Source organism: Cyclobacteriaceae bacterium (genome assembly GCA_013141055.1).
Taxonomy (GTDB): domain Bacteria; phylum Bacteroidota; class Bacteroidia; order Cytophagales; family Cyclobacteriaceae; genus ELB16-189.
On record JABFRS010000001.1, the window covers coordinates 1 to 22,126 of the forward strand.

The window sequence follows — 22,126 nt, forward strand, 5'->3', positions numbered from 1 at the left end:
GATCATTCAACGTGAGAACAGACATTCACTGGAGCGTAATCTTCCTGAAATTGGAAAGACACGCAAAGTTCTGATTGAAGGTTTCTCAAAACGTTCTGATGACTTCTTATTGGGAAGGACTTCCAACAATAAAGTCGTTCTGTTTCCAAAAGAAAATAAAATGAAAGGCCAATACGTCAATGTATTAATTGAGCGATGTACCAAAGGAACATTGTTTGGCAAACTTGTATAGAAAAGATGGCAATAACAGAAAACGAGATACAAACTGTAAAGCAAAGATTCGGCATTATTGGTAATGCCCCGATGCTGAACAATGCTGTGAGAGTGGCAATGCAGGTAGCTCCTACTGATATGTCTGTATTGATCACAGGCGAAAGTGGAAGCGGTAAAGAATCATTTTCAAAGATTATTCACTCCTTAAGTCCAAGAAAGCATGGACAATTCATTGCAATCAACTGTGGATCTATTCCGGAAGGAACGATAGATTCAGAGCTTTTCGGTCATGAAAAGGGATCTTTTACTGGAGCACATGAAGCACGTAAGGGGTATTTCGAAGTAACGAATGGAGGAACCATCTTCCTGGATGAAATCGGTGAGATGCCTTTGGGTACGCAAGCAAGACTATTGCGTGTGCTTGAAAATGGTGAGTTCATTAAAGTGGGTTCTTCAAAAGTATTAAAGACAGATGTTCGTGTGGTAGCGGCCACGAATGTAAACCTCATGCATAAGGTTGAGAACGGAAAGTTCCGTGAAGATCTTTACTACCGACTCAACAGCGTCCCGATCTACGTTCCACCTCTTCGCGATCGCGGAAAAGATGTTGAATTGTTATTTAGAAAATTTGCTTCTGATTTTGCAGAACGCTATAAAGTAAAACCTGTATCGCTCACGGATGATGCTAAAGATGTTCTGATCAAGTATCGCTTCCCTGGAAACATACGTCAGCTTAAAAATCTTGTGGATCAGATCTCTGTGTTGTCTACCGATACAAAGGAAATAACATCAGAAGTACTGCAGGGATATTTACCAGGACAGAGCAGTCTTCCAACGTTATATAAAGACGGAGCTGCTCAGGATATTTCTGAGCGTGAGATTCTATACAAAGTATTGTTCGATATGCGTAAGGATATGAATGATCTGAAGCGCATTGTTTTAGAGAGCGTATCAAATCCTTCCAGCGCAGCGCAGATCATTAAAGAAAATCCCGCGCTGTTTGCAGAGGCTTCAACAGATAGATCCATGCAGCAGGATTCTGTTGTGCTAAACCTCAACGGCAATTCAACACCCTCAGCAGAAGTCTCTGAAGAATTTCAGGATATCAGCCATGAGGCCGAAGATGATTCCTTGTCTATTGAAAAGAAGGAAAAGGAGTTGATCATGCGGGCATTGCGAAAGAACAACAACAAGAGAAAATACGCGGCACGGGATTTGGGAATATCAGAACGCACGCTTTATCGTAAGATCAAAGAATATGAACTTGAAGATTAGGACTTCCATCTCCTTCGTACTGCTGTTATTCATTGTCCAGGGTTGTGGCGTCTATTCCCTTTCAGGTGCTTCTACTAAAGCAAAGACCATTGAGATCGATCAGTTTTTCAATAATACTGATCTGGGGCCGGCAAACCTTGGCCCTACTTTCACGAACCGGTTGAGGGATTATTACCAACAGAATTCACAGCTTAAGATCGTCTCCGAAAATGGAGAGCTTCATGTTGAAGGCATCATTGCTGAATATAGATTCTCAAACGTGGCTCCCGTCAGCACCGGAAATCCGAACGAACCAAATTATGCTGCATTGTCCAGACTCACCATCGTCGTGAAGGTGACGTATGAAGATACAACTGAGCCCACCAACAACTTTAAAGATCAGAGCTTCAGCTTCTACCGGGACTTTGATAACTCGGCGAACTTCACTGCCATTCAGGAGGATCTTGAAAAAAGAGTAATCGATCAGATCCTGATTCTAATCTTTAATGCTACGGTAGCAAACTGGTAATTCACAGCGAGTTGCGCACTGTGATATTTTCTGTTAGTTTTACTATTCAACCTTACCTACTGAATGGATTCTTCCGGCTTCTACTTAGCGGTCAAAAACTTCACGAACCTAACTGCGGAAGAAGCAAAAGAGATTGACAGGCTATCTTCAGAATATCCCTACAGCCAGATATTACACTTATTGAAAGCCAGAATCGCGAAAGATCTGAGCCTCCCCAATCAGGCTGATCTGTTACACGAAAGTGCAGTATACTCAACGGATCGTGTAGTGCTTAAAGACATCCTGACGAGTCCCAAAAAGGAAAAGATCCAGGCACTCGTTCCACCTCCGGTAGTCAAAGAAGTTTCAAAACCGAAAGAAGTAGTACCGGTAGCCGTAGCTGTAATCGAGCCGCTGCATTCAGAAGTTAAGCAGACTCCTAAACTCAAGGAACCTGAACCCGAAATTCATCCTATTGATGATATTACGTTGACCGGCGACGCACTCAGATCAGACCTCATGCAGGAACTGAACAGGCTTCAAAAGCTCAAGCATGATTTTGCGGTAAGCTTTGAAGATTTCCAAAAGTCAGGCACTTACGTGGAATCGAAAACTTCCATTCCTAAGGAACCCAGCTCCGATCCGCTGCTTGAAGAAATTCAGTCCACGAAAAAGAAGCTCAAGATTGATAATCCTAAGCAGAAAGAACAGAATGAGATCATCGATCAGTTTATAAAGACCTCTCCTATCATTCCGAAGCCAAAACCTATCACTGAACCAAAGGATCTTTCAGAGGATTCAGGAATGTTCAGCGACAATATTGTATCAGAAACGCTTGTGGGAATTTTATTAAAACAGGGCAAAAAGGAAAAAGCCATAGAAGTTCTTAAGAAGCTGATTTGGAAGTTTCCACAGAAAAAGGCTTACTTTGCGGCTCAAATTGAGAATCTGAAAAATTAACTTATGTACACTTTATACATTGGACTTACCCTTTTCGCAGGTGTGTTGTTGGTACTGGTGGTGTTGGCCCAGAATTCAAAGGGTGGCGGCTTGTCTAATATGGTCGGCGGAAGCGGAGCATCAAACATTATGGGCGTAAAAAAGACTGGTGATTTGCTGGAGCGTCTTACCTGGGGTCTTGCGATCACAATGATGGTATTTACCCTGGCTACGAACTTCGCCACTCCTAATCCAGGTGGACCTAATGATGAACTTCTTGAGCGTGCTAAGGAGCAGCAGGGAGTTCAGGTTGCACCAACCCTGAAGAAGGCTGATTCTACTACCAAGAAGTAATCTGTAAAAACATTATAGCGATCAGTAAGGCCTCAGGTCTTACTGATTTTTTTATGCCTGAGAAGTATCGGAAAGATGCTTTACTAAAAGTCTTTTAGCAACGGGCATGAGCGTCTGCACGTGGGGAAATTTCATCTTTGATAAGATCAGGAAGGTAGCAGGATTCGGAAGGTCTGCATATTGCCGTATAAGCGTCAGCTTCATCTGCTCATAGGTATTGGTCAGGTTATACTGAGTGGAATACATCAGCTGCGTCTGCAATCCTCTCATGGGCTCAGTGCTGTTCTGATAGACGGTCACCTGATAGCGATAGACATACGTTTCTTTTTCAGGAGGCTGTGTGATGAACAAATAACCTTCGCTTGCATAGAGAGGTCTGACTCCTATTGGAGACAATTCACATTTGGATTCTACCAGTTCATAAATGGAAGAACCTTCCTTCATGGAATCTTTGATCTGTGGAAGTGCAAACTCCATGATCGATTCAATTTCTTTCATGACGGCATCATCCTCGATCATTTTTTTATAATTGAGCTCAAGCGTCTTTAGATTTTCAAGAGAAAGTTCTTTTGGGAAAGCTTCATAGATGAGGGTCTTATTCTCTTGCAATGCGATAAGATTCCGATAGTGAAAAACGAGGTCTGATAAATGAGGATATAGCTCTACCCTGCTGAAAGACTCTTTGACGTTTTTGAGATAGGCCAGCAGAACGTACTTCTTGTATTCGAGATCGATGAGCCCGTCGGTAAGCCAGTTGTCTTTAAGGTTGGCCATCAGAGTGCGAAACGTTTGTTTGCCAGTTAATAATACGAAAAAACGGTGTTTTGTAACAGCAGGTAGATTTTTAGACAGTGTGTCAGTCTATAAAACGAAAGTTTGCCAGTTGGGCGTATCTTTGCACGCAATTTGACCGAAAACGTCTTAAATGCCCAAATTGGCATGGAAATGGACATAAGCGGGTCAGTTGACAACTAATTTTTAAACTCTTAAATCCATATGGCCAAAATCAATTTCAAACCTAATGAAGACCGCGTGTTGGTAGAACCAGCCGCTGCAGATGACAAGACAACTTCAGGAATTATCATCCCGGATACCGCTAAAGAAAAACCACAAAAAGGAAAAGTAATAGCAGTGGGTGAAGGCATCAAAGACAAGCCAGTCACTGTGAAAGTTGGTGAAAGTATCCTGTATGGCAAATATGCCGGAACAGAGATCACCATCGATGGAAAAGATTATCTCATTATGCGTAACTCCGATATTTTCGGAACGATCTAATCAAACATAACTCAACTATTAATAATCATGGCAAAAGAAATAACATTCGATACCGCAGCACGCGACCGGATTAAGAAAGGCGTTGACAAATTAGCGAACGCTGTTAAAGTTACATTAGGACCTAAGGGCCGTAATGTCATCCTCGATAAAAAATTCGGTGCTCCAACCGTTACAAAAGACGGTGTATCTGTAGCGAAAGAAATTGAGTTGAAAGATCCTATCGAAAACATGGGTGCACAACTCGTGAAGGAAGTTGCTTCCAAGACTGCAGATGCTGCCGGTGACGGTACTACTACTGCAACGGTATTGGCGCAATCAATCTACTCACATGGAATCAAGAACGTTGCAGCAGGTGCCAATCCAATGGATCTGAAGCGTGGTATCGACAAGGCTGTTGAAGCCGTTGTTGAGCACTTGCGCAAGCAATCAAAAGATATCAAGGGTTCTAAGGAAATCACTCAGGTTGCTACTATCTCTTCCAACAATGATCATGAGATCGGAAAGATGATTGCAACTGCAATGGAAAAAGTTGGTAAAGACGGTGTTATCACTGTTGAAGAAGCGAAGGGAACAGAAACTGAAGTGAAGACTGTAGAAGGTATGCAGTTCGATCGCGGATATCTTTCTCCTTACTTTGTAACCAATACAGAAAAGATGGAAGCAGATCTTGAGTCTCCCTTCATTCTTATCTATGACAAGAAGATCTCTTCTATGAAAGAACTTCTTCCAATTCTTGAAATCACTAACCAGACCGGCAAGCCACTTTTGATCATCGCTGAAGAAGTAGAAGGTGAAGCTCTTGCTACTTTGGTAGTAAACAAGATTCGCGGAATTCTACGTGTAGCAGCAGTTAAGGCTCCAGGATTTGGAGACAGAAGAAAAGCAATGCTTGAAGATATCGCAGTTCTTACCGGTGGTAAAGTGATCTCTGATGAGACAGGTATGAAACTGGAAGATGCTAAGTTGGATATGCTGGGTCGTGCTGAGAAGATCAACATCGACAAAGACAACACAACGATTGTTAACGGTGCTGGCAAGAAGGCTGAGATCAATGGCCGTATTGCACAAATCCGCGCTCAGATTGAATCAACTACTTCAGACTACGATCGTGAAAAATTGCAGGAACGTCTTGCCAAGCTTTCCGGTGGTGTTGCAATCCTTTATATCGGTGCAGCAACTGAAGTTGAAATGAAAGAAAAGAAAGACCGTGTTGATGATGCATTGCATGCAACCCGTGCTGCCGTTCAGGAAGGTATTATCCCTGGTGGTGGTGTCGCTTACATTCGTGCCATCGACGCTCTTAAGACATTGGTTGGTGATAACGAAGATCAGGCTACTGGTGTGAATATCATCCGTCTTGCTCTTGAGTCTCCATTGAGAACAATTGCTGAGAACGCAGGCCAGGAAGGTTCTGTTGTTGTTAACAAGGTTCGTGATGGCAAGAAAGACATGGGCTTCAATGCACGTGATAACAAATACGAAGATTTCTTCGCAGCAGGTATCATCGATCCAACTAAGGTATCTCGTCTTGCTCTTGAGAACGCAGCATCTATTGCAGGCTTATTGCTTACAACTGAAGCAGTCGTTTCTGAGATCCAGGAAGAGAAAGAAATGCCACAAATGCCAGGAGGCGGTGGTATGGGTGGAATGATGTAATCTGAACCATATATTTCAAAGAGAGCTCTGACGAAAGTCGGGGCTCTTTTTTTGAGTAAGCATTATCAATTCACGATCAATAGCACATTAATGGTATTTCAGTAACTTCATCCTGTCAATAGCTCAAGCAATGATCACTGAACTCAATACAATCGAAGAATTCACTCTTCTTTTGTTTTTTCATATGGCACACACGGATGGTTCCCTCCATCCCAATGAACGCGATACAATCCTTGAAAGAATGAAAGCTCTGTTCCCAGGAGATGAATCCATCAATGGAAAGCTTCTGGCCATGGAATCTCAATATTCTAAGCTCGGAGATGTTCGCGCGGAAGCATTGCTCAAAGCAAGCTTTCCCAAATTCTCAGGAGTTGACTCCGAAAAGAAAAAGGAGATCTATAGTGCCCTGTTTGACATCATAAACGCAAACGGCAGGATCAATGCTGAGGAGACCAAAGCATTACACCTTTTTAAAGGATGGCTGGTAGGCTAATCTTTTCTTGCTATTCTATATAGCAACAGGATCATTCCTACAAAGCATGCCACTGAAAATACATAGTATCCACCCTGCCCCATCATTCCAACAAGTCCGGGTTCCATACTCACTTTTTCCAATGAATCAGCAAGGAAGACAGTCAGTACCGCTGCTATTACTCCCGTAATGGCTCCTCCCGCGACAAGTCCTGTGGCAAAGAGATTGCCTCTGCTAAGATCCGATTCATCTGCTTTCTTATCTCCTTTTCTCCAATCAATAAATGCTTTCACAGCACCGCCAATAAAAATCGGAAGCGTTGTTGAAAGTGGAAGATAAAGTCCGATGGCAAATGCAAGTGCCTTGATATTACAGAGCTCCAGCGTGATCGCAATAAAGACTCCAACAATAATATACTGCCAGTCAAGGTTAAATGAAAGAATGCCTTTTGTTAGCGTGGCCATCAGTGTTGCCTGAGGTGCTGGAAAATCTTCCTGTCCGATAGCATGAAAAATTCCTGCAGCTTTCATCTCCTGCGTTGGAGTGTCCAGGATCTGAACGATCAATCCGATCGCAAAAGCAGATACGATTGCTCCAATGAACAAAGCGAGCTGTTGATACTTGGGGGTAGCTCCTATTATAAATCCCGTTTTAAGATCTTGCGACGTCCCACCAGCATTAGCAGCAGCGATACAGATCATTCCTCCGACCACCAATGCCAGTGGTTCAAAAAATCTTCCGGTCCATCCTACCGAAGTGAAGATGAGACATGTACCCATCAGTGTTGCGATGGTCATGCCTGAAATGGGACTGTTGCTCGTTCCAACAAGTCCGACAATTCTGCTGGCAACGGTAACGAAGAAGAAACCAAAGACAACAATCAGCACACCAATAAAGAGTTTCTTGAAAATGCTGTCTCCCGGAATATAACTTGATGGAAGCAATACGATCACCAGGACAAGCACAATGCTTCCGATGATGACAACTTTAAAAGAAAGATCTCTTTCGGTACGAAGAATTCCTGTCTCACCTTTCTCTTTCAATGATGTCATGCTATCACGGAATGATCCGATGATCGTTGGCAATGTTTTTAAAAGTGTAATGAATCCGCCGGCAGCAACAGCCCCCGCTCCGATCTGACGTATGTACGCGAAATAAATTGCAGATGCAGGATTGGCAAAAGTCTTGGTTACAGGATCCCAGTCACCTTTTCCTCCTGCGACCAGCAATGAGGGTAAGTATCCGATCTTATTAAGCTGTGTTGCAATAAGCGTTGGATCGACCAACGTTGATAGAAGCGGAATCAACGCCCACCATACCAATACTGAACCCGCCACGAGCACTCCTGAAATTCTGGGGCCAATGATATAACCAAGACCAAGATACTCAGGTGTTATGTCTGCATTGATGGTCGCGGAAGGCCAGAATTTATTTGCCTGACGGGTAAAGAATGCTGGTGTTTCCGAAATCACAAAGAACACCTTTTGCATGAGGGCATAAACAAATGCTACACCCATACCAACAAAAGCTGTTTGGGCAAATACGCCACCCTTCTCACCTGCCACTAATACGGAAGCACAGGCTGTTCCTTCCGGGAATGGAAGGGTTTCATGTTCCTTAACAATCAGCGACCTTCTCAAAGGTATCATCATGATCGTTCCAAGCATCCCACCTAATGCGGCAAGCGTAAGGATCGTTATATAGTTGAAGTAATCTTCGCCAACACTCTTTCCATCCTCACCCATAGACAGGAACATAAATCCTGGCAGCGTAAAAGCAACTCCTCCTGCAATACTTTCACCCGCAGAGCCAGTTGTTTGGATGATATTGTTTTCAAGGATCGTTGTCTTGAATAATTTCTTTCCAAGGGTAATAGCGATTACTGCAATGGGTATGGAGGCTGTGACTGTCAAGCCAGCTCTGAGTGCCAGATACACCGTTGAACAACCGAAGACTATTCCAAAGAACATTCCCAGAACGATAGCCTTGATGGTAAACTCGGCTACATTTTCTTCAGGGGCAACATAGGGTTTGAATTTTTCCATAAGTCAGTGTCTAAGCTTCCTTCTTAACCAGAAAGAAGTTGTAAAGAATCATCAGTAATGTTGAAAGGAATCCGATAGCAGCAAGGATGTACCACATCATGGAAGGGTTTTGCTGCAAATATGAAAGTCGTAACCAATCGGCAACAGGACCTGCACCAAATGAACCAATGGCTACCGGCAGGAATGCAAATCCCATATAAGTTCCAACCTGATCTTTTGGCGCCAGTGTACTTACATACTCGTAAAAGCGTGGCGCCTGGGTTGATTCTCCGATCGCGAAAAGAGCAACACCCAATACTACTGCCGTTAATGTCCCGAATACTCCAATGACAATCCATGACAGGCTTGCGAATATAAATCCGACCGTCATCGCCGTAAAAGGTTTCCATTTCTTGAAAAGAGAAGCCATGATGAGACTGAAAAAGATAATGCACCAGGCGTCTACTGTTTCCAGAATTTCGAATTGTTCAAAATGAAGAACATCAGTCGCATAGAAAGGAAGAAGATAGAATATCTGCCAGAACATGATCCAGAATCCTGAAAAGATGATCAGGAAGCCAATGAATTTGAAATTGCGAAACACCAGAAGCATATCCGTAAAGACCTTTCCGAAGGTGCGTTGTTCTGACCTTACAGCTTCGGGTTCCTTAAAGAAGAAGTAGGTTCCGATAAAAAGTAAAAGAGATGTAAACGAAGACATCACAAGAACAAATTCGATCCCAAGATCCTGGCGCACCAGCAATGCAACCATCGGTCCTATTGCTCCGCCAAAGTTTACAAGTGAATAGTAAATTGAAAAACCGAGTGCTCGTGTTTCTTCTTTCGAAGTCGTCGCTACGGTCCCTACAATGCAGGGCTTGATGAGAGAACCTCCGACAGCCGTCAGCATGAGTACCGTTATGGTATAAGGCTTTACACCAACGGCACTAACGATCTCCTGACTCCATGCCATGCCCGCCATGCCGATGAGAAAATATCCCACACAGAAGATAGCAAAGCATGCCATGAGGGTCTTCCTGAAACCATATCGATCGACGATGACTCCCGCTACAATAGGAAGAGAATAGATAACCCCTGAGAAAATCCCGGCCAGCGTGCCCGCTTCCTCTTTCAATCCCACTTTATTGGCAAGAAAAACCGTGAGAACTGCCTTCATTCCATAGAATGCAAGACGCTCGAAAAGTTCAAGTGAATTTGCCACCCAAAAGGTCGGAGCAAATCCAGTTTTTAAGGCAGTGACACGGTCTTGTAGACTCATAGATTAGAATAGGTTTGTCAAAATAGGCCGAAATGTTGAAAGATAAAAGGTGGAAAGATCAGAAGATAAAGGCCAAAACAAAAGACCTGTTGCTAAGATGGGCACTTAACAACAGGTCTTCATATAAACTCCGGATAAACTCCGGCTTTAGGATTTAATCAACCGACGCCTCAAGCTCCAGTCTCCAATTCTCTGGTGATCTCCATAAGCTGGAAAGCAGTAGTTCACGCATAAAGATGAATTCTTTAGGAAGCTTGTCATACATGCGTTCAAAAAGCTCCGCATGATCAAGCAATTCTTTTTTCCATGCCTCACGATCAATGTTCATGATCTCGTCAAACTGCTGCTTGGTGAAATCTGATCCGCTCCAGTCAATATCTTCATAGTGTGGCATCCATCCGATCGGACTTTCCACAGCGTTGGACTTTCCATGAATCTTTTCAACGATCCATTTCAGGATGCGTGTGTTATCGCTGAAGCCCGGCCATTGAAAGTTTCCATTCTCATCTTTTCTAAACCAGTTGACACCAAAAATTCTTGGAGGGTTTGGAATGTTACGACCAAACTGAAGCCAGTGATTGAAGTATTCACCCATGTGATATCCACAGAACGGCAGCATGGCAAATGGATCACGGCGCACTTTGCCAACTTCACCAAAGGCTGCTGCAGTTGTTTCAGAGCCCATGGTTGCAGCCAGGTAAACCCCTGAGTTCCAGTTATGTGCCTGATAGATCAATGGTATGGTTGTGCTTCTTCTTCCACCAAAAACAAATGCACCTACCGGAACACCGTTAGGGTCTTCCCATGAACTATCCAGCACAGGATTCTGTGATGCCGGAGCTGTGAAACGCGCGTTGGGATGAGCACAAGGTTTGCCGCTGGCCGGATCCCATTTCTGTCCACGCCAATCGATCAGATCTTTTGGTGCTTCCTTGCTCATGCCTTCCCACCACACATCACCATCGGGTGTCACACCTACGTTGGTGAAGATCGTATTCTTTGAGATGGAAGCCATCGCATTCGGATTGGTCTTCACATTCGTTCCAGGTGCCACTCCAAAATATCCTGCTTCCGGATTGATTGCATAAAGCTTACCGTCTTTACCTGGTTTGATCCAGGCAATATCATCTCCCACCGTTGTGACCTTCCAGCCCTTCAACTCTTCAGGGGCAATGAGCATGGCAAAATTTGTTTTACCACAGGCACTTGGGAATGCTGCTGCTACATAAGTCTTTTCACCCTGAGGATCTTCTACTCCCAGGATCAACATGTGCTCAGCAAGCCAGCCCTCTTCACGGGCCATGGAAGAAGCGATGCGCAAGGCAAAGCATTTCTTGCCAAGCAGTGCATTTCCACCGTAGCCTGAACCATATGACACGATTGCACGGTCTTCCGGATAGTGAACAATATACTTAACGGTTGGATTGGTTGGCCATTTGGAATCTTCCTGACCTGTAGCCAATGGAGCTCCTACCGAATGCAGACATTTCACATATTCTCCATCCTTATCGAGAACATCCATCACTTTCTTTCCAACACGTGTCATGATGTGCATGTTGACAACAACATATTCTGAATCTGATATCTGAACACCAATATGTGATAGTGGTGAGCCGACAGGTCCCATGCTAAATGGAATGACATAAAGCGTACGACCTTTCATGCAACCTTCAAAAAGCTTTTTAAGCTTCGGCTTCATTTCTCTTGGATCCTCCCAGTTGTTGGTTGGGCCTGCATCTTCTTTCCAGCGACTGCAGATGAACGTCCTGTCTTCAACCCTGGCTACGTCACTGGGATCTGAAAAGCATGCGTAACTATTGGGACGTTTCTTTTCATTTAAGCGGATAAAAGTTCCTTTCTGAACAAGCTGATCACACAGTTCATTGTACTCTGCTGTGGATCCGTCGCACCAACGCACTGCGTCGGGCTTACATAAATCTGTTGTTTGCTTTACCCACTCCAAAAGTTCGGTGTGGTTAATTAGGTAGGTACTTGAAATCTTGACTTCTGCCATATCTGGGGAATAATACGTGTTTTGAGGACGCAAAAATACATAGAGAAATGGGCAAAATGAAATGTTTCAATCGATTGCGTTGAGACTATTGGGAAGCAAAAGGATTCAGTAATCAGAGAGGGGATTTCTTTGGCAAAATCGAAGCTTATGGCAATCATAAAATAGCATGGGCCTGGAAATGAGGTGATAACAGTTTTGTTTGAGAAGGATTTATATTTGCAAAAAAATTAATCTCAAACGTGGGTAGAAAACTAAAAGTCGGACTGGTACAGATGTCGTGCAGTGCAAAGCCTGCAGAGAATCTTGAAAAGGTAAAGCCAAAGATCATTGAACTTGCCAAGAAGGGAGCTCAGGTCATTTGTCTTCAAGAGCTTTTCACATCATTATATTTTTGTGATGTTGAGGATCATGACAATTTTAAGCTGGCGGAATCCATACCTGGTCCGTCAACAGATTTCCTTACACCCATTGCCAAGGAATACAAAGTTGTGATCATTGCTTCTCTCTTTGAAAAACGTGCCGAAGGACTTTATCACAATACAACTGCCGTTATCGATGCTGATGGAAGCTATCTTGGAAAGTATCGTAAGATGCACATCCCTGATGATCCTGGTTATTATGAGAAATTCTACTTTACTCCGGGCGATCTTGGTTATAAAGTTTTCAAAACAAAATATGTTACCCTTGGAGTATTGATCTGCTGGGATCAATGGTATCCGGAAGCAGCACGCATCACTGCATTGATGGGTGCAGAAGTACTCTTCTACCCTACCGCCATTGGCTGGGCAGAAAGTCAGGATGCAGATACCAACAATGAGCAGTATGATGCATGGCAGGTAATTCAACGCTCACATTCAGTGGCGAATGGTGTGCATGTGGTTTCCGTAAACCGGGTTGGAACAGAAGGCCCGATGAAATTCTGGGGAGGTTCATTCATCTCTAATCCTTTCGGAAAACTTTTATACAAAGCACCACATGATCAGGAGACTACTCATGTTGAAGAGCTCGACCTTGAAAAGAGTGATCGTTACAGAACCCATTGGCCTTTCCTGAGGGACAGGAGAATCGACTCTTATCAGCCGATCACCAGCAGGTATATTGATGAACAGTAGAGAGTAATAAGAGAATTCATATATCCTGATGGAGCAGAACCCTAAGCAGCTTGGCTTTCATTTTCCTGCCGAGTTTGAAAAGCATGATTCAACCTGGTTAAGCTGGCCGCATAAAGAGGCTTCGTGGCCTGGAAAGATTGAAACAATCTATCCTGCTTATTCCTTTTTTATTAAGACACTGGCACAATCCGAGAAAGTCAATATCAACATTGCGGATGAAAGCATGAAGGCAAAAGTACTGGAGCACCTGTCGAATGCCAATGTCAATCTCGCCCAGGTACAGCTTCATTTCAATCCTACGAATGACGCATGGTGCCGTGATCACGGTCCAGCATTTCTTGTGAACAGGAAAGAAAAGAAGAAAGCTATCGTTGATTGGGGATACAATGCCTGGGGTGGAAAATATCCTCCGTTTGATCTGGATGATGTCGTTCCTACACGAATCGGAAAAGATATGGGATTGAAGGTATTCAATCCTGGAATTGTAATGGAAGGTGGGTCGGTTGAATTCAATGGAACCGGAACACTCATGACCACCACCGCATGTTTGCTGAACAAAAACAGAAATCCTCATCTGAATCAGAAGCAGATCGAAGAGTATCTGATCAATTACTACGGTGTCGAGCAGGTATTGTGGATCGGCGATGGAATTGTCGGTGATGATACAGACGGGCACATTGATGACATTACAAGATTCACCAATGCTGATACCGTGGTGACTGTTATTGAAGATAATAAGTCAGACGAAAATTATCATCCGCTTCAGGAGAATCTGAAAGAGCTTAAGAAAATGAAGCTGGTGAATGGCAAATCTCTTAACATCATTGAATTGCCTATGCCTACTCCGGTTGAACACGAAGGCCAGAGACTTCCGGCTTCGTACGCAAACTTTTACATTTCAAATAAGTTCGTGATCGTACCCACCTTCCGGTGTAAGAATGATCACAAGGCATTGGAGATCCTTCAGAAAGCATTTCCAGCGCATGAGGTGGTTGGAATTGATTCGGTAGACATTATCTGGGGGCTCGGAAGCTTTCATTGTTTAAGTCAGCAGGAACCCTCTGTTTAGAAATAAGAAAGCACTTATGTTTGTTATCAGTCTGCATTATATCGTTCCACTTGAGCAACTGGATGCTCACATGACAGCGCACGTAAAGTATCTGCAGAAGTATTATAAGAAAGATGTGTTTATAATGTCCGGTAGAAAGGTCCCAAGGACCGGCGGAATTATCATCGCTCAGGCAAAGTCAAAAGCCGAGATTGAAGAAATTCTTGGGGAAGATCCCTTCTTCACACACAAGCTGGCAGAGTTTACGATCACTGAATTCCTGGCATCGCAAAAACATCCTGGGATTAAAGATCTGTTGAAGTAGAAATCCTTTTTTATAATCTGTTTAAAAAATAACCCCGATCTTTTCAGACCGGGGTTACAAATGAATACTTCAATAAAATCTTAAAGCGTCTTCAGATACCCGATACTCTCCTTAACACTTTCTGTTGAACTCACCGGGTGGTTATCATACTCCATATACCAGTGCTTTAAGCCCGACTGTTTTGCACTTTTCATCAAAGATTTAAAGTCGATCGAACCTGTACCACTGATTGCATTCTTCTTGTTATCGGTCTTGTCCATGTCTTTAACATGCCATTGCACAAACCGACCGGGATGTTTCGCAAAAAGATCTACCGGATTAACCCCTGCAAAGATTGTCCAGTAGAGATCAAGCTCCATATCCACCAGCTTCGGATCCAGTCGCTTCAGCATCATATCATAAGCAACCTCGCCATCAAATTTCTCGAATTCAAAATCATGATTGTGATAGTTCATCCGAACTCCATACTTCTTGCATACTTCGGCAGCTTTGTTGACCTCATCACAGATTCCTTTGTAAGAATCCATTGACGCACGCTCCTCTTTTGTAAGGTATGCCAATACCATATACTCCTGCCCTGCTTCCTTAGCATCCACTACCGCACTTTCCCAGCCATTGCGAATACTTCCCATAGGCCCTACACCGGCTTTTCCCAAACCATAATGTCCACTCGTGATGCGCATACCAAGACTCTTGACATAATCACTAAACTCCTTGCTCGGCATTCCGAATAACTTCCCATCGCCATATCCATAGGTTTCCAGATCTTTATAACCAAGATCTGCCAGCATCTTGACAACGCCTTTCGGATCCTTCATTATAACATCCCTCAAAGTATATAGTTGAATACCTACCGGCAGCTTAGGAGTTGCTGCTGACAATGCAGGAAATACAATAGCAGAACCCGCAATAGCCAATGCGCTGGTCTGAATAAAATCTCTTCTCTTCATAGTGATTTTTTAATCGAGTGATTATTAATGTTCTTTCTCCCCATCCAATGACAACACGTAGCGTGCCATTTTTTCTGCATCTGCCTGAGTAAGGTCAGCGTGTGCATTCATGGGAACTTCTCCCCACACTCCGGTGCCTCCGTTAATGATCTTTCCGGCAAGCATCTTCACATTAGCAGTGGTAAAATCATACTTCAAAGCAACGTCTTTGTGTGCAGGACCAATTATCTTATTGATAGGATGATGACACGTCTTGCAGTCACTCGATTTAACGAGCGCTTCACCCTGAGCAATGACATCCACACCTGCCTCTTTCTTTTCTGCTGTCTCATTCGCCACATACTCTTCGGTATTTGTATTGCTTTCTGTCTTTCCACCACAGGCTGCAACGAGGGCGAACATCACAATCACGATCAGGAAATAAATAGTTTTATTCATCTTCTTAATTTTTAAATCTTCTATAAACCTAACACTTTTTTATTCAAGGAATTGTTCTTTCCGGTTCCTGCAAAGTCATCGAATGCCTTTTCTGTTACCTGGATCATATGATTTTTTATGAATGGCGCTCCTTCTGCTGCTCCCTGCTCCGGAGACTTGATGCAGCACTCCCATTCCAGCACCGCCCAGCCGGAATAATCGTACTGAGCCAGCTTTGAGAATATGGATTTGAAATCAACCTGACCATCTCCCAGTGACCGGAATCTTCCGGGGCGATCAATCCATCCCTGATAACCTCCGTATACACCGCTTTTTCCTGTTGGATTGAATTCAGCATCCTTCACATGAAACATCTTTATGAATGAATGATAAAAATCTATGTACTGCAGATAGTCAAGCTGCTGCAGAACAAAATGACTTGGATCATAGAGTATGTTGCAACGTGAATGCTTGCCCGTCGCTTCATAAAATCTTTCAAAGGTAATTCCATCATGAAGGTCTTCACCGGGATGTATCTCATAACAAAGGTCAATACCACTCTTGTCGAAAGTATTCAGGATCGGAAGCCAGCGCTTTGCCAGCTCTTTGAATCCATCTTCCACAAGTCCTGCGGGGCGCTGAGGCCAGGGATAAACCGTATGCCACATCAACGCACCGGAAAACGTTGCGTGTGCTTTCAATCCAAGATTCTTGCTTGCCTTAGCAGCATACTTCAATTGATCAACAGCCCAGGCAGTGCGTTCCTTTGGTTTGCCCTGAACAGATTTTGGCGCAAAGCCATCAAACATTTCATTGTATGCAGGATGAACTGCTACCAATTGTCCCTGAAGGTGAGTTGACAATTCCGTGATCTTAAGGCCGAAGGATTCTACCGTGCCTCTTAACTCATCACAATAGTCTTTACTCTCTGCTGCTTTCTTCAGATCAATGCAACGACTGTCCCAGGTTGGAATCTGTACACCGGCATATCCCAGAGAAGCTGCCCATTTACAAATTGATTTAAGACTATTGAATGGAGGCTTATCGCCCATGAATTGTGCGAGAAATATTGCAGGGCCTTGAATGTTCTTCATCGTGAGGAAAGAATAGTTATGAGTCAGTGGTTAATATTTCACTTTGGTCCACTTTTGTGCAGACTTTGATGATTTGATGACGGTGTCAACAAAGGCAAGTCCTTTGACGCCATCATTCACGTCAGGAAAGTCGTACTTATTGGGATCGATTTTCTTACCCGGTTTATAATCACGAACGGCCTTTGCAAAGTTCATATAAATGTTTGCAAACGCTTCAAGATAACCTTCAGGATGTCCGCTTGGGGTTCTTATATTTTTCTTTGCAGTCTCGGAAAGATATCCGCCTCCTGCCCTGTAAATTTCTTTAGGCTTGTCGAGCCATTTTACAACAAGAGAATTAGGCTCTTCTTGCCTCCATTCAATTCCACCTTTCTCTCCGTAAATTCTGATGTTAAGATTGTTCTCATCTCCGGCAGCTACTTGTGTGGCTAAAAGAGTTCCGGTAGCACCGTTATCAAATTTCAATAACATTGCACTATCATCATCAAGCCTGCGACCCTTTACTACGATGTTGAGGGCTGCACATATTTCTGTGATGTCGGATCCGGTAATGTATTCAGCAAGATTGGCTGCGTGCGTACCAATATCTCCGATGGCACCACCTGCACCTGACTTGGATGGATCCGTTCTCCAACCTGCCTGTTTGTTTCCGGTATTCTCCAGGAAGGTTGCAAGCCATCCTTGCGGATATTCGACATAAACTTTCCTGACACTACCAATCTCACCCGTTGTGATGAGATTGCGCGCCTCTTTCACCATGGGATAACCCGTGTAAGTATGTGTTAACGCAAAAACCAGTTGAGTTTTATCGACTATCTTCTTAAGGCTCTTTGCTTCAGCGATATCGAAAGCCATCGGCTTATCGATGATCACATGGAAGCCGTTTTCAAGTGCCATCTTGGCTGGCGCGAAATGCATGTGGTTCGGAGTGACGATGGATACAAAGTCCATTCTTAAATCTCCGGGAAGTTCTTTTTCCTTTTTGATCATCTCCTCAAAGCTTCCATACACACGATGGGGATTGAGGTAGAGAGCTTCACCGGTTGCTTTGGATTTCTCAGGACTGCTGCTGAAAGCACCACACACTAATTCAATTTGTCCATCAAGATTGGCAGCCTTTCTATGCACACCGCCAATAAAAGCATCCAGGCTGCCGCCAATCATGCCCATCCGAAGTTTTCTTTTCATCATAAGAAGTCGTTGGGTTTAAAGTTACACCTCAGACTTCTAAAATGTCTAAAATTCAGGAATTATAAAACTTGTTTATTGCAGTAATTACGCGATTAATTTCAGCGTCGGTAAGCCTTGTGTGGAAGGGTAATCGAACGATACATTCTGAGAACCGCCTGGCCTCAGAAAGGACTCGCCCCTTGTATTTTGAGAGGAAATATGGACTACTGTGAAGAGGCAGATAATGGAAGATTGCCTGTATGTCCTGATTCTTCAAATATGCCATCAGCTTTGTTCTTTCGTCTGCAGTTTTACAGAGAATATAGAACATGTGAGCATTGTTGGTAGCATAGTCGGGTATGTACGGAACTGAAAAATGATCGGTACTTGATTTCAATCCGTCATGATACTTTTTCCATACTGCAATTCTTAGTTTCTGAATCTCATCAAGTTCCTGAAGCTGTGCCCACAAGAAGGCAGCCGTCATTTCGGAAGGTAAAAATGAAGAGCCAACATCAATCCAGTTGTACTTGCTCACCTCACCTCTTGAAAATGCAGAACGATTGGTTCCTTTTTCCCACAGCACTTCTGAACGTTCCACGAACCGATCGTCATTGACAACCAGCATACCTCCTTCTCCCGAGATTATGTTTTTTGTTTCATGAAAAGAAAAGCAAGCAAGATGCCCGATAGAACCCAAAGGCTTGCCCTTATAAAATGAGTCAATTGCCTGAGCCGCATCTTCCACCACAAAGAAATTATGCTTCTGTGCAAGCTCCATCAATGGATCCATGTCACACGCCACGCCGGCATAGTGCACAGCAACCACCGCTTTGGTTTTTGGAGTGATCAGCTGACGAACATGATTGATATCAATATTAGGATTAGTCTTTTCAGAGTCAGCAAAGACTAAAGTCGCTCCACGCAGTACGAAAGCATTGGCAGAAGAAACAAAAGTGAATGATGGCAGGATCACCTCATCACCTGGACCGATGTCCATCAGCAATGCAGACATCTCGAGAGCGTCTGTACAGGATTGCGTTAAGAGAGTCTTTTTGAATCCATAGCGGCTTGTAAAGAACTGCTGGCATTGCTGGGTATAGAAGCCATTGCCTGAAAGCTTTTCTCTCTCAACAGCATCGCGGATATAATCTAATTCCTTACCAGTCAGATAAGGTTTATTGAAGCCAAGCATTCTCAGAATTAACGGGGTAAAGTTAGATAAAACTTATGCGTACGAGCCGGGATTTTCAGATGGGGCTAACTTTTTCCACTGGAGTTTTCAGGGAGCCTATCATTATCGTTTTTCTGACATCCTGACATCCGTAGTTTGTGTTAACATGAATCTTCATCCTCTACAACTGGCACTCTCTTAAGTCATTAAAACAGGGTTTTTTGGGGTTTGGACCAATCTTTTCCAGTGTTTCGTCTGGCTCTTCTCTGTGACTTCTCAGAGTCTTATCGGATAAAACAGGGGGGTTGACCGTGGGGTGACCATGGGGTGACCGTGGGTCGACCGTGCTTTTAGCTGATTTTCTATGAATTGATGCTGGAAACGCTGGTGCACGCTCAAAAAAGTGTGCACCTGAGCAAATTATTAGCTTTTTTACTTTTCAATTTGCCCTATTGGGAACCCATCAGAATGTCAAAATGTCCAGCTTCTGATGTCTCCAGGTTCGGGACAAAAAACGAAAAAGAGGATAACTGGGTTCGATTCCAGATAGGTTTTTTTATTGAACTAATGAATGAATTCAAGTCTCAACTTTTTCTGACAACGATGGTAAAGTCATAGATCGTATAGTCATGAAATAGTGCCACATTCTTTGAGAAATTTTTCTTGCAATAGTCAAAAAGAAATAGCGGATCAGAGTAATACAATTCCGGTCGCATCTTATCTGCATCCGAGTACTTTGTCAGAGCATTGAAGGCAAAGCCTTTTTCACTGCAATCATTCAAAGCATGAATTGTCTTCATGATGTAAGCCTGCCACTCATCATTGCTGATAGAATTTCTAACATTAAAAATTCCACTTGCAACGGAATAATCCTTAGGTGTCAGTTGCTTATAATCTGTGAGAAGATGGAATTCAGCCGATTTACTTTTCTTGAATTGCTGACGGGCGAGGAACACCATTTCATCCAGGGTATCATAGCCGGTATAAGTATATTGCTCACGGTACCATGAATCCAGAAGTTTTATGAGATCGCCTGTTCCACAACCAAGGTCATTGATGGTGAAAGGTTTGTCGGTATCAATCACTTTTAATAATTGCCTGAAACGAATTTCCTGAGCTGACTGATCCCTCCATCCCACTCCTTCCGCGGAAGCGCCGTGCTCATGAAGTCTTTCACGGTAGAAATCATTGATCTCGGATTTATTCAGCATTCTTATCGTACTTTTTTCTTACAATGCTCAAAGGTCTTGCTTTTATTTCATTAAACATTTTAGAAAGGTAGATCCCGAAAATTCCCAAAACGAATAAGATCATCCCTCCTACAAGCCAGATACTCGCGACTGTACTGGCCCATCCTTCTATGTCAACGCCAAGAACCATTTTCTTGTATACGATCACGCCAACATAAATAATGGCAAAGAAGAAGGACAGAAATCCCAGGACAAAAGTAAAGTACAGAGGCCGGTTGCTTAATGAGGTGATCGCATCAATGGCGACTGCCAGTTTTCTTGAGAAAGTATAAGTTGTAGAACCCTTTGATTTTTTACTGGCAGGAACCGCCAATTGTTTAAATCCGCTGAGAACAAAAATCCCCCAGATCTCCAATTCACGTTCTTTATACTGAATAACGGACTCAACATAACGACGTGTCATGATCCTGGCAGTCAAACTATTGGAAGGATAATCAACGGAGGTCAGTGAAGAAATGAATTTATAGAATAGCCATCCGCTGGTGCGTTCAAACCAACCTCCTTTGCGCTTGACCTGAATTCCATATACGACATCAAGTGATGTATCTCCCTGAAGTTTTTCCCAGAAAGGCTCAAATAATTCAGGATCTTCTTCGAGGTCACAGTCAATGAGATATACGAAATCACCGGTACAATGCTGGAGTCCGGTCATGATCGCCTTTGCATGCCCAAAGTTTCTGGAGAGATCCACCAGAACCACTTTTGGATCTGACTTCGTCAATGCCAGCACCTTTTCCGTTGAATCGTCAGGAGAACCATCGTTCACAAAAATGAATTCGTAGTCGAGTCCTGTTTTCTTTACCGAAGCAAGAGAACGGTTATAAAATTCATGGATGTATGCAGAGGAATGATAGAGGGTGGTCAGTACCGATATTTTCATATCACTATTTCGTAATGGACGTGCTAAGATAGCGGATTGCTTCCGGCCCCTCATTAAACAAGAGGTCAATAATGCTCACATTGTGAACAAAAGGCGGAAACTGCTGGCGATATTCAGGATAATTTCCATAATCCATCCAGGTCAGCTGAATATTCGCCCTTGAAAAATCTTCCTCAACTATATAATCTTTGGCTGCGGGACCAGAAATATACTCGGTAGCTCCGGCCTTCTTCAAAACATCGATAAGGCGATCCATCCTGTTCCCCTGCGGCGCATATGCAACGGAATTGGTGAACACTGTATTGATGTTCAGGAACTGTTTGGAAATACTGGTAATGAGATACTGATTCAACTCTGAAAGATTCGTCCACGTTTTATTCAGATAAAAATCTTCAAAGAAATCATGGTAAAGATTAAAGTGTTCTGCTTTTGAATAATTGAGCTTGATCCTGTTCCAATGATCCTTTTGCCAATCGTGTTTGGTAATAGTTACCTCGTTGATCAGTCGTTTGAGATCGGTTCCGCAGGGAATGCTGACCCACTCTGTTCCACGGGGAGTCTTAATTTTATTTCTATTGCGCCAGTCATTCTTCGTAAACTGAACATCATCATAAAATACAAATTCATCTGCACGACGAATGAGATCAAAATATCCTTTCCAGGGAATATAGTTGGACTGTAAAACAACTACTTTCTTTTTCTTTTGATCCGTCATCAA

At 43.3% G+C, this 22,126-nt stretch carries 23 protein-coding genes; 11 read left to right on the forward strand and 12 right to left on the reverse strand.

The genetic code is table 11. The features are described from left to right. From HOP08_00005 to secG, 5 genes are all read left to right on the forward strand, one after another. The coding region (locus tag HOP08_00005; GenBank protein NOT73275.1) for a TRAM domain-containing protein at positions 1-232 on the forward strand (232 nt) is incomplete at its 5' end. 5 nt (positions 233-237) lie between these two features. Continuing rightward, positions 238-1,488, forward strand: coding sequence for a sigma-54-dependent Fis family transcriptional regulator (locus HOP08_00010; GenBank protein ID NOT73276.1), 1,251 nt, complete (start codon positions 238-240; stop codon positions 1,486-1,488). Next, positions 1,472-1,996, forward strand: coding sequence for an LptE family protein (locus HOP08_00015; protein NOT73277.1), 525 nt, complete (start codon positions 1,472-1,474; stop codon positions 1,994-1,996). Before HOP08_00010 ends, HOP08_00015 begins: the two co-directional genes overlap by 17 nt. Positions 1,997-2,059: 63 nt before the next feature. After that, positions 2,060-2,935, forward strand: a complete 876-nt coding sequence (locus HOP08_00020) for a hypothetical protein (protein ID NOT73278.1) — start codon at positions 2,060-2,062, stop codon at positions 2,933-2,935. 3 nt (positions 2,936-2,938) lie between these two features. After that, entirely contained in the window at positions 2,939-3,268 is a 330-nt protein-coding gene (gene secG, locus HOP08_00025; protein ID NOT73279.1) for a preprotein translocase subunit SecG, read from the forward strand. Positions 3,269-3,319: 51 nt separating this feature from the next. Here the strand turns inward: secG and HOP08_00030 are convergent, their stop codons facing one another. Beyond that, positions 3,320-4,042: a hypothetical protein gene (locus HOP08_00030; GenBank protein ID NOT73280.1), complete on the reverse strand. Its 723-nt coding sequence runs from the start codon at positions 4,040-4,042 to the stop codon at positions 3,320-3,322. A gap of 222 nt (positions 4,043-4,264) precedes the next feature. On the opposite strand from HOP08_00030, the gene HOP08_00035 reads away from it, so the two are divergent. The 3 genes from HOP08_00035 to HOP08_00045 all read left to right on the forward strand — a co-directional run bounded on the left by HOP08_00035 (position 4,265) and on the right by HOP08_00045 (position 6,692). After that, the gene (locus HOP08_00035) at positions 4,265-4,543 is read left to right on the forward strand and encodes a co-chaperone GroES (GenBank protein ID NOT73281.1); all 279 of its coding nucleotides are present in this window, start codon (positions 4,265-4,267) and stop codon (positions 4,541-4,543) included. Positions 4,544-4,570: 27 nt separating this feature from the next. After that, positions 4,571-6,199, forward strand: coding sequence for a chaperonin GroEL (groL, locus tag HOP08_00040; GenBank protein ID NOT73282.1), 1,629 nt, complete (start codon positions 4,571-4,573; stop codon positions 6,197-6,199). A 130-nt stretch (positions 6,200-6,329) separates the two neighbouring features. Next, positions 6,330-6,692, forward strand: a complete 363-nt coding sequence (locus tag HOP08_00045) for a TerB family tellurite resistance protein (GenBank protein NOT73283.1) — start codon at positions 6,330-6,332, stop codon at positions 6,690-6,692. Here the strand turns inward: HOP08_00045 and HOP08_00050 are convergent. The 3 genes from HOP08_00050 to HOP08_00060 form a co-directional block, all read right to left on the reverse strand. Then, on the reverse strand, positions 6,689-8,716 hold the full coding sequence (locus HOP08_00050; GenBank protein ID NOT73284.1) for an oligopeptide transporter, OPT family: 2,028 nt from the start codon (positions 8,714-8,716) through the stop codon (positions 6,689-6,691). The two genes, HOP08_00045 and HOP08_00050, sit on opposite strands and share 4 nt — an antisense overlap. Positions 8,717-8,726: 10 nt before the next feature. Beyond that, positions 8,727-9,974: an MFS transporter gene (locus HOP08_00055; protein NOT73285.1), complete on the reverse strand. Its 1,248-nt coding sequence runs from the start codon at positions 9,972-9,974 to the stop codon at positions 8,727-8,729. Between the two features lie 154 nt (positions 9,975-10,128). Beyond that, positions 10,129-11,988, reverse strand: coding sequence for a phosphoenolpyruvate carboxykinase (GTP) (locus HOP08_00060; GenBank protein NOT73286.1), 1,860 nt, complete (start codon positions 11,986-11,988; stop codon positions 10,129-10,131). A 230-nt stretch (positions 11,989-12,218) separates the two neighbouring features. On the opposite strand from HOP08_00060, the gene HOP08_00065 reads away from it, so the two are divergent. The 3 genes from HOP08_00065 to HOP08_00075 are packed head-to-tail and all read left to right on the forward strand — an operon-like array spanning position 12,219 to position 14,473. Further along, positions 12,219-13,100, forward strand: coding sequence for a carbon-nitrogen hydrolase (locus HOP08_00065; GenBank protein ID NOT73287.1), 882 nt, complete (start codon positions 12,219-12,221; stop codon positions 13,098-13,100). Positions 13,101-13,128: 28 nt separating this feature from the next. Further along, positions 13,129-14,169, forward strand: coding sequence for an agmatine deiminase family protein (locus HOP08_00070; protein NOT73288.1), 1,041 nt, complete (start codon positions 13,129-13,131; stop codon positions 14,167-14,169). Between the two features lie 16 nt (positions 14,170-14,185). Continuing rightward, the gene (locus tag HOP08_00075) at positions 14,186-14,473 is read left to right on the forward strand and encodes a GTP cyclohydrolase (GenBank protein NOT73289.1); all 288 of its coding nucleotides are present in this window, start codon (positions 14,186-14,188) and stop codon (positions 14,471-14,473) included. A gap of 80 nt (positions 14,474-14,553) precedes the next feature. On the opposite strand, the gene HOP08_00080 is transcribed toward HOP08_00075, so the two are convergent. The 8 genes from HOP08_00080 to HOP08_00115 all read right to left on the reverse strand — a co-directional run bounded on the left by HOP08_00080 (position 14,554) and on the right by HOP08_00115 (position 22,123). Continuing rightward, positions 14,554-15,423: a sugar phosphate isomerase/epimerase gene (locus HOP08_00080; protein ID NOT73290.1), complete on the reverse strand. Its 870-nt coding sequence runs from the start codon at positions 15,421-15,423 to the stop codon at positions 14,554-14,556. 24 nt (positions 15,424-15,447) lie between these two features. Next, complete coding sequence (locus tag HOP08_00085) at positions 15,448-15,861, reverse strand: cytochrome C (protein NOT73291.1); 414 nt, start codon at positions 15,859-15,861, stop codon at positions 15,448-15,450. Between the two features lie 20 nt (positions 15,862-15,881). Further along, complete coding sequence (locus tag HOP08_00090; protein ID NOT73292.1) at positions 15,882-16,934, reverse strand: sugar phosphate isomerase/epimerase; 1,053 nt, start codon at positions 16,932-16,934, stop codon at positions 15,882-15,884. A gap of 30 nt (positions 16,935-16,964) precedes the next feature. Beyond that, the gene (locus HOP08_00095; protein NOT73293.1) at positions 16,965-18,125 is read right to left on the reverse strand and encodes a Gfo/Idh/MocA family oxidoreductase; all 1,161 of its coding nucleotides are present in this window, start codon (positions 18,123-18,125) and stop codon (positions 16,965-16,967) included. 52 nt (positions 18,126-18,177) lie between these two features. Beyond that, positions 18,178-19,299 carry a dTDP-4-amino-4,6-dideoxygalactose transaminase gene (gene rffA / locus HOP08_00100; protein NOT73294.1) on the reverse strand — a complete coding sequence of 374 codons (1,122 nt, stop codon included), beginning with the start codon at positions 19,297-19,299 and terminating at the stop codon, positions 18,178-18,180. A 563-nt stretch (positions 19,300-19,862) separates the two neighbouring features. After that, positions 19,863-20,489 (reverse strand): methyltransferase domain-containing protein, encoded by a 627-nt coding sequence (locus HOP08_00105; GenBank protein ID NOT73295.1) that lies wholly within the window; start codon positions 20,487-20,489, stop codon positions 19,863-19,865. Then, positions 20,479-21,408 carry a glycosyltransferase family 2 protein gene (locus HOP08_00110; GenBank protein ID NOT73296.1) on the reverse strand — a complete coding sequence of 310 codons (930 nt, stop codon included), beginning with the start codon at positions 21,406-21,408 and terminating at the stop codon, positions 20,479-20,481. Before HOP08_00110 ends, HOP08_00105 begins: the two co-directional genes overlap by 11 nt. A gap of 4 nt (positions 21,409-21,412) precedes the next feature. Then, on the reverse strand, positions 21,413-22,123 hold the full coding sequence (locus HOP08_00115) for a WbqC family protein (protein ID NOT73297.1): 711 nt from the start codon (positions 22,121-22,123) through the stop codon (positions 21,413-21,415). Positions 22,124-22,126 lie beyond the last annotated feature (3 nt).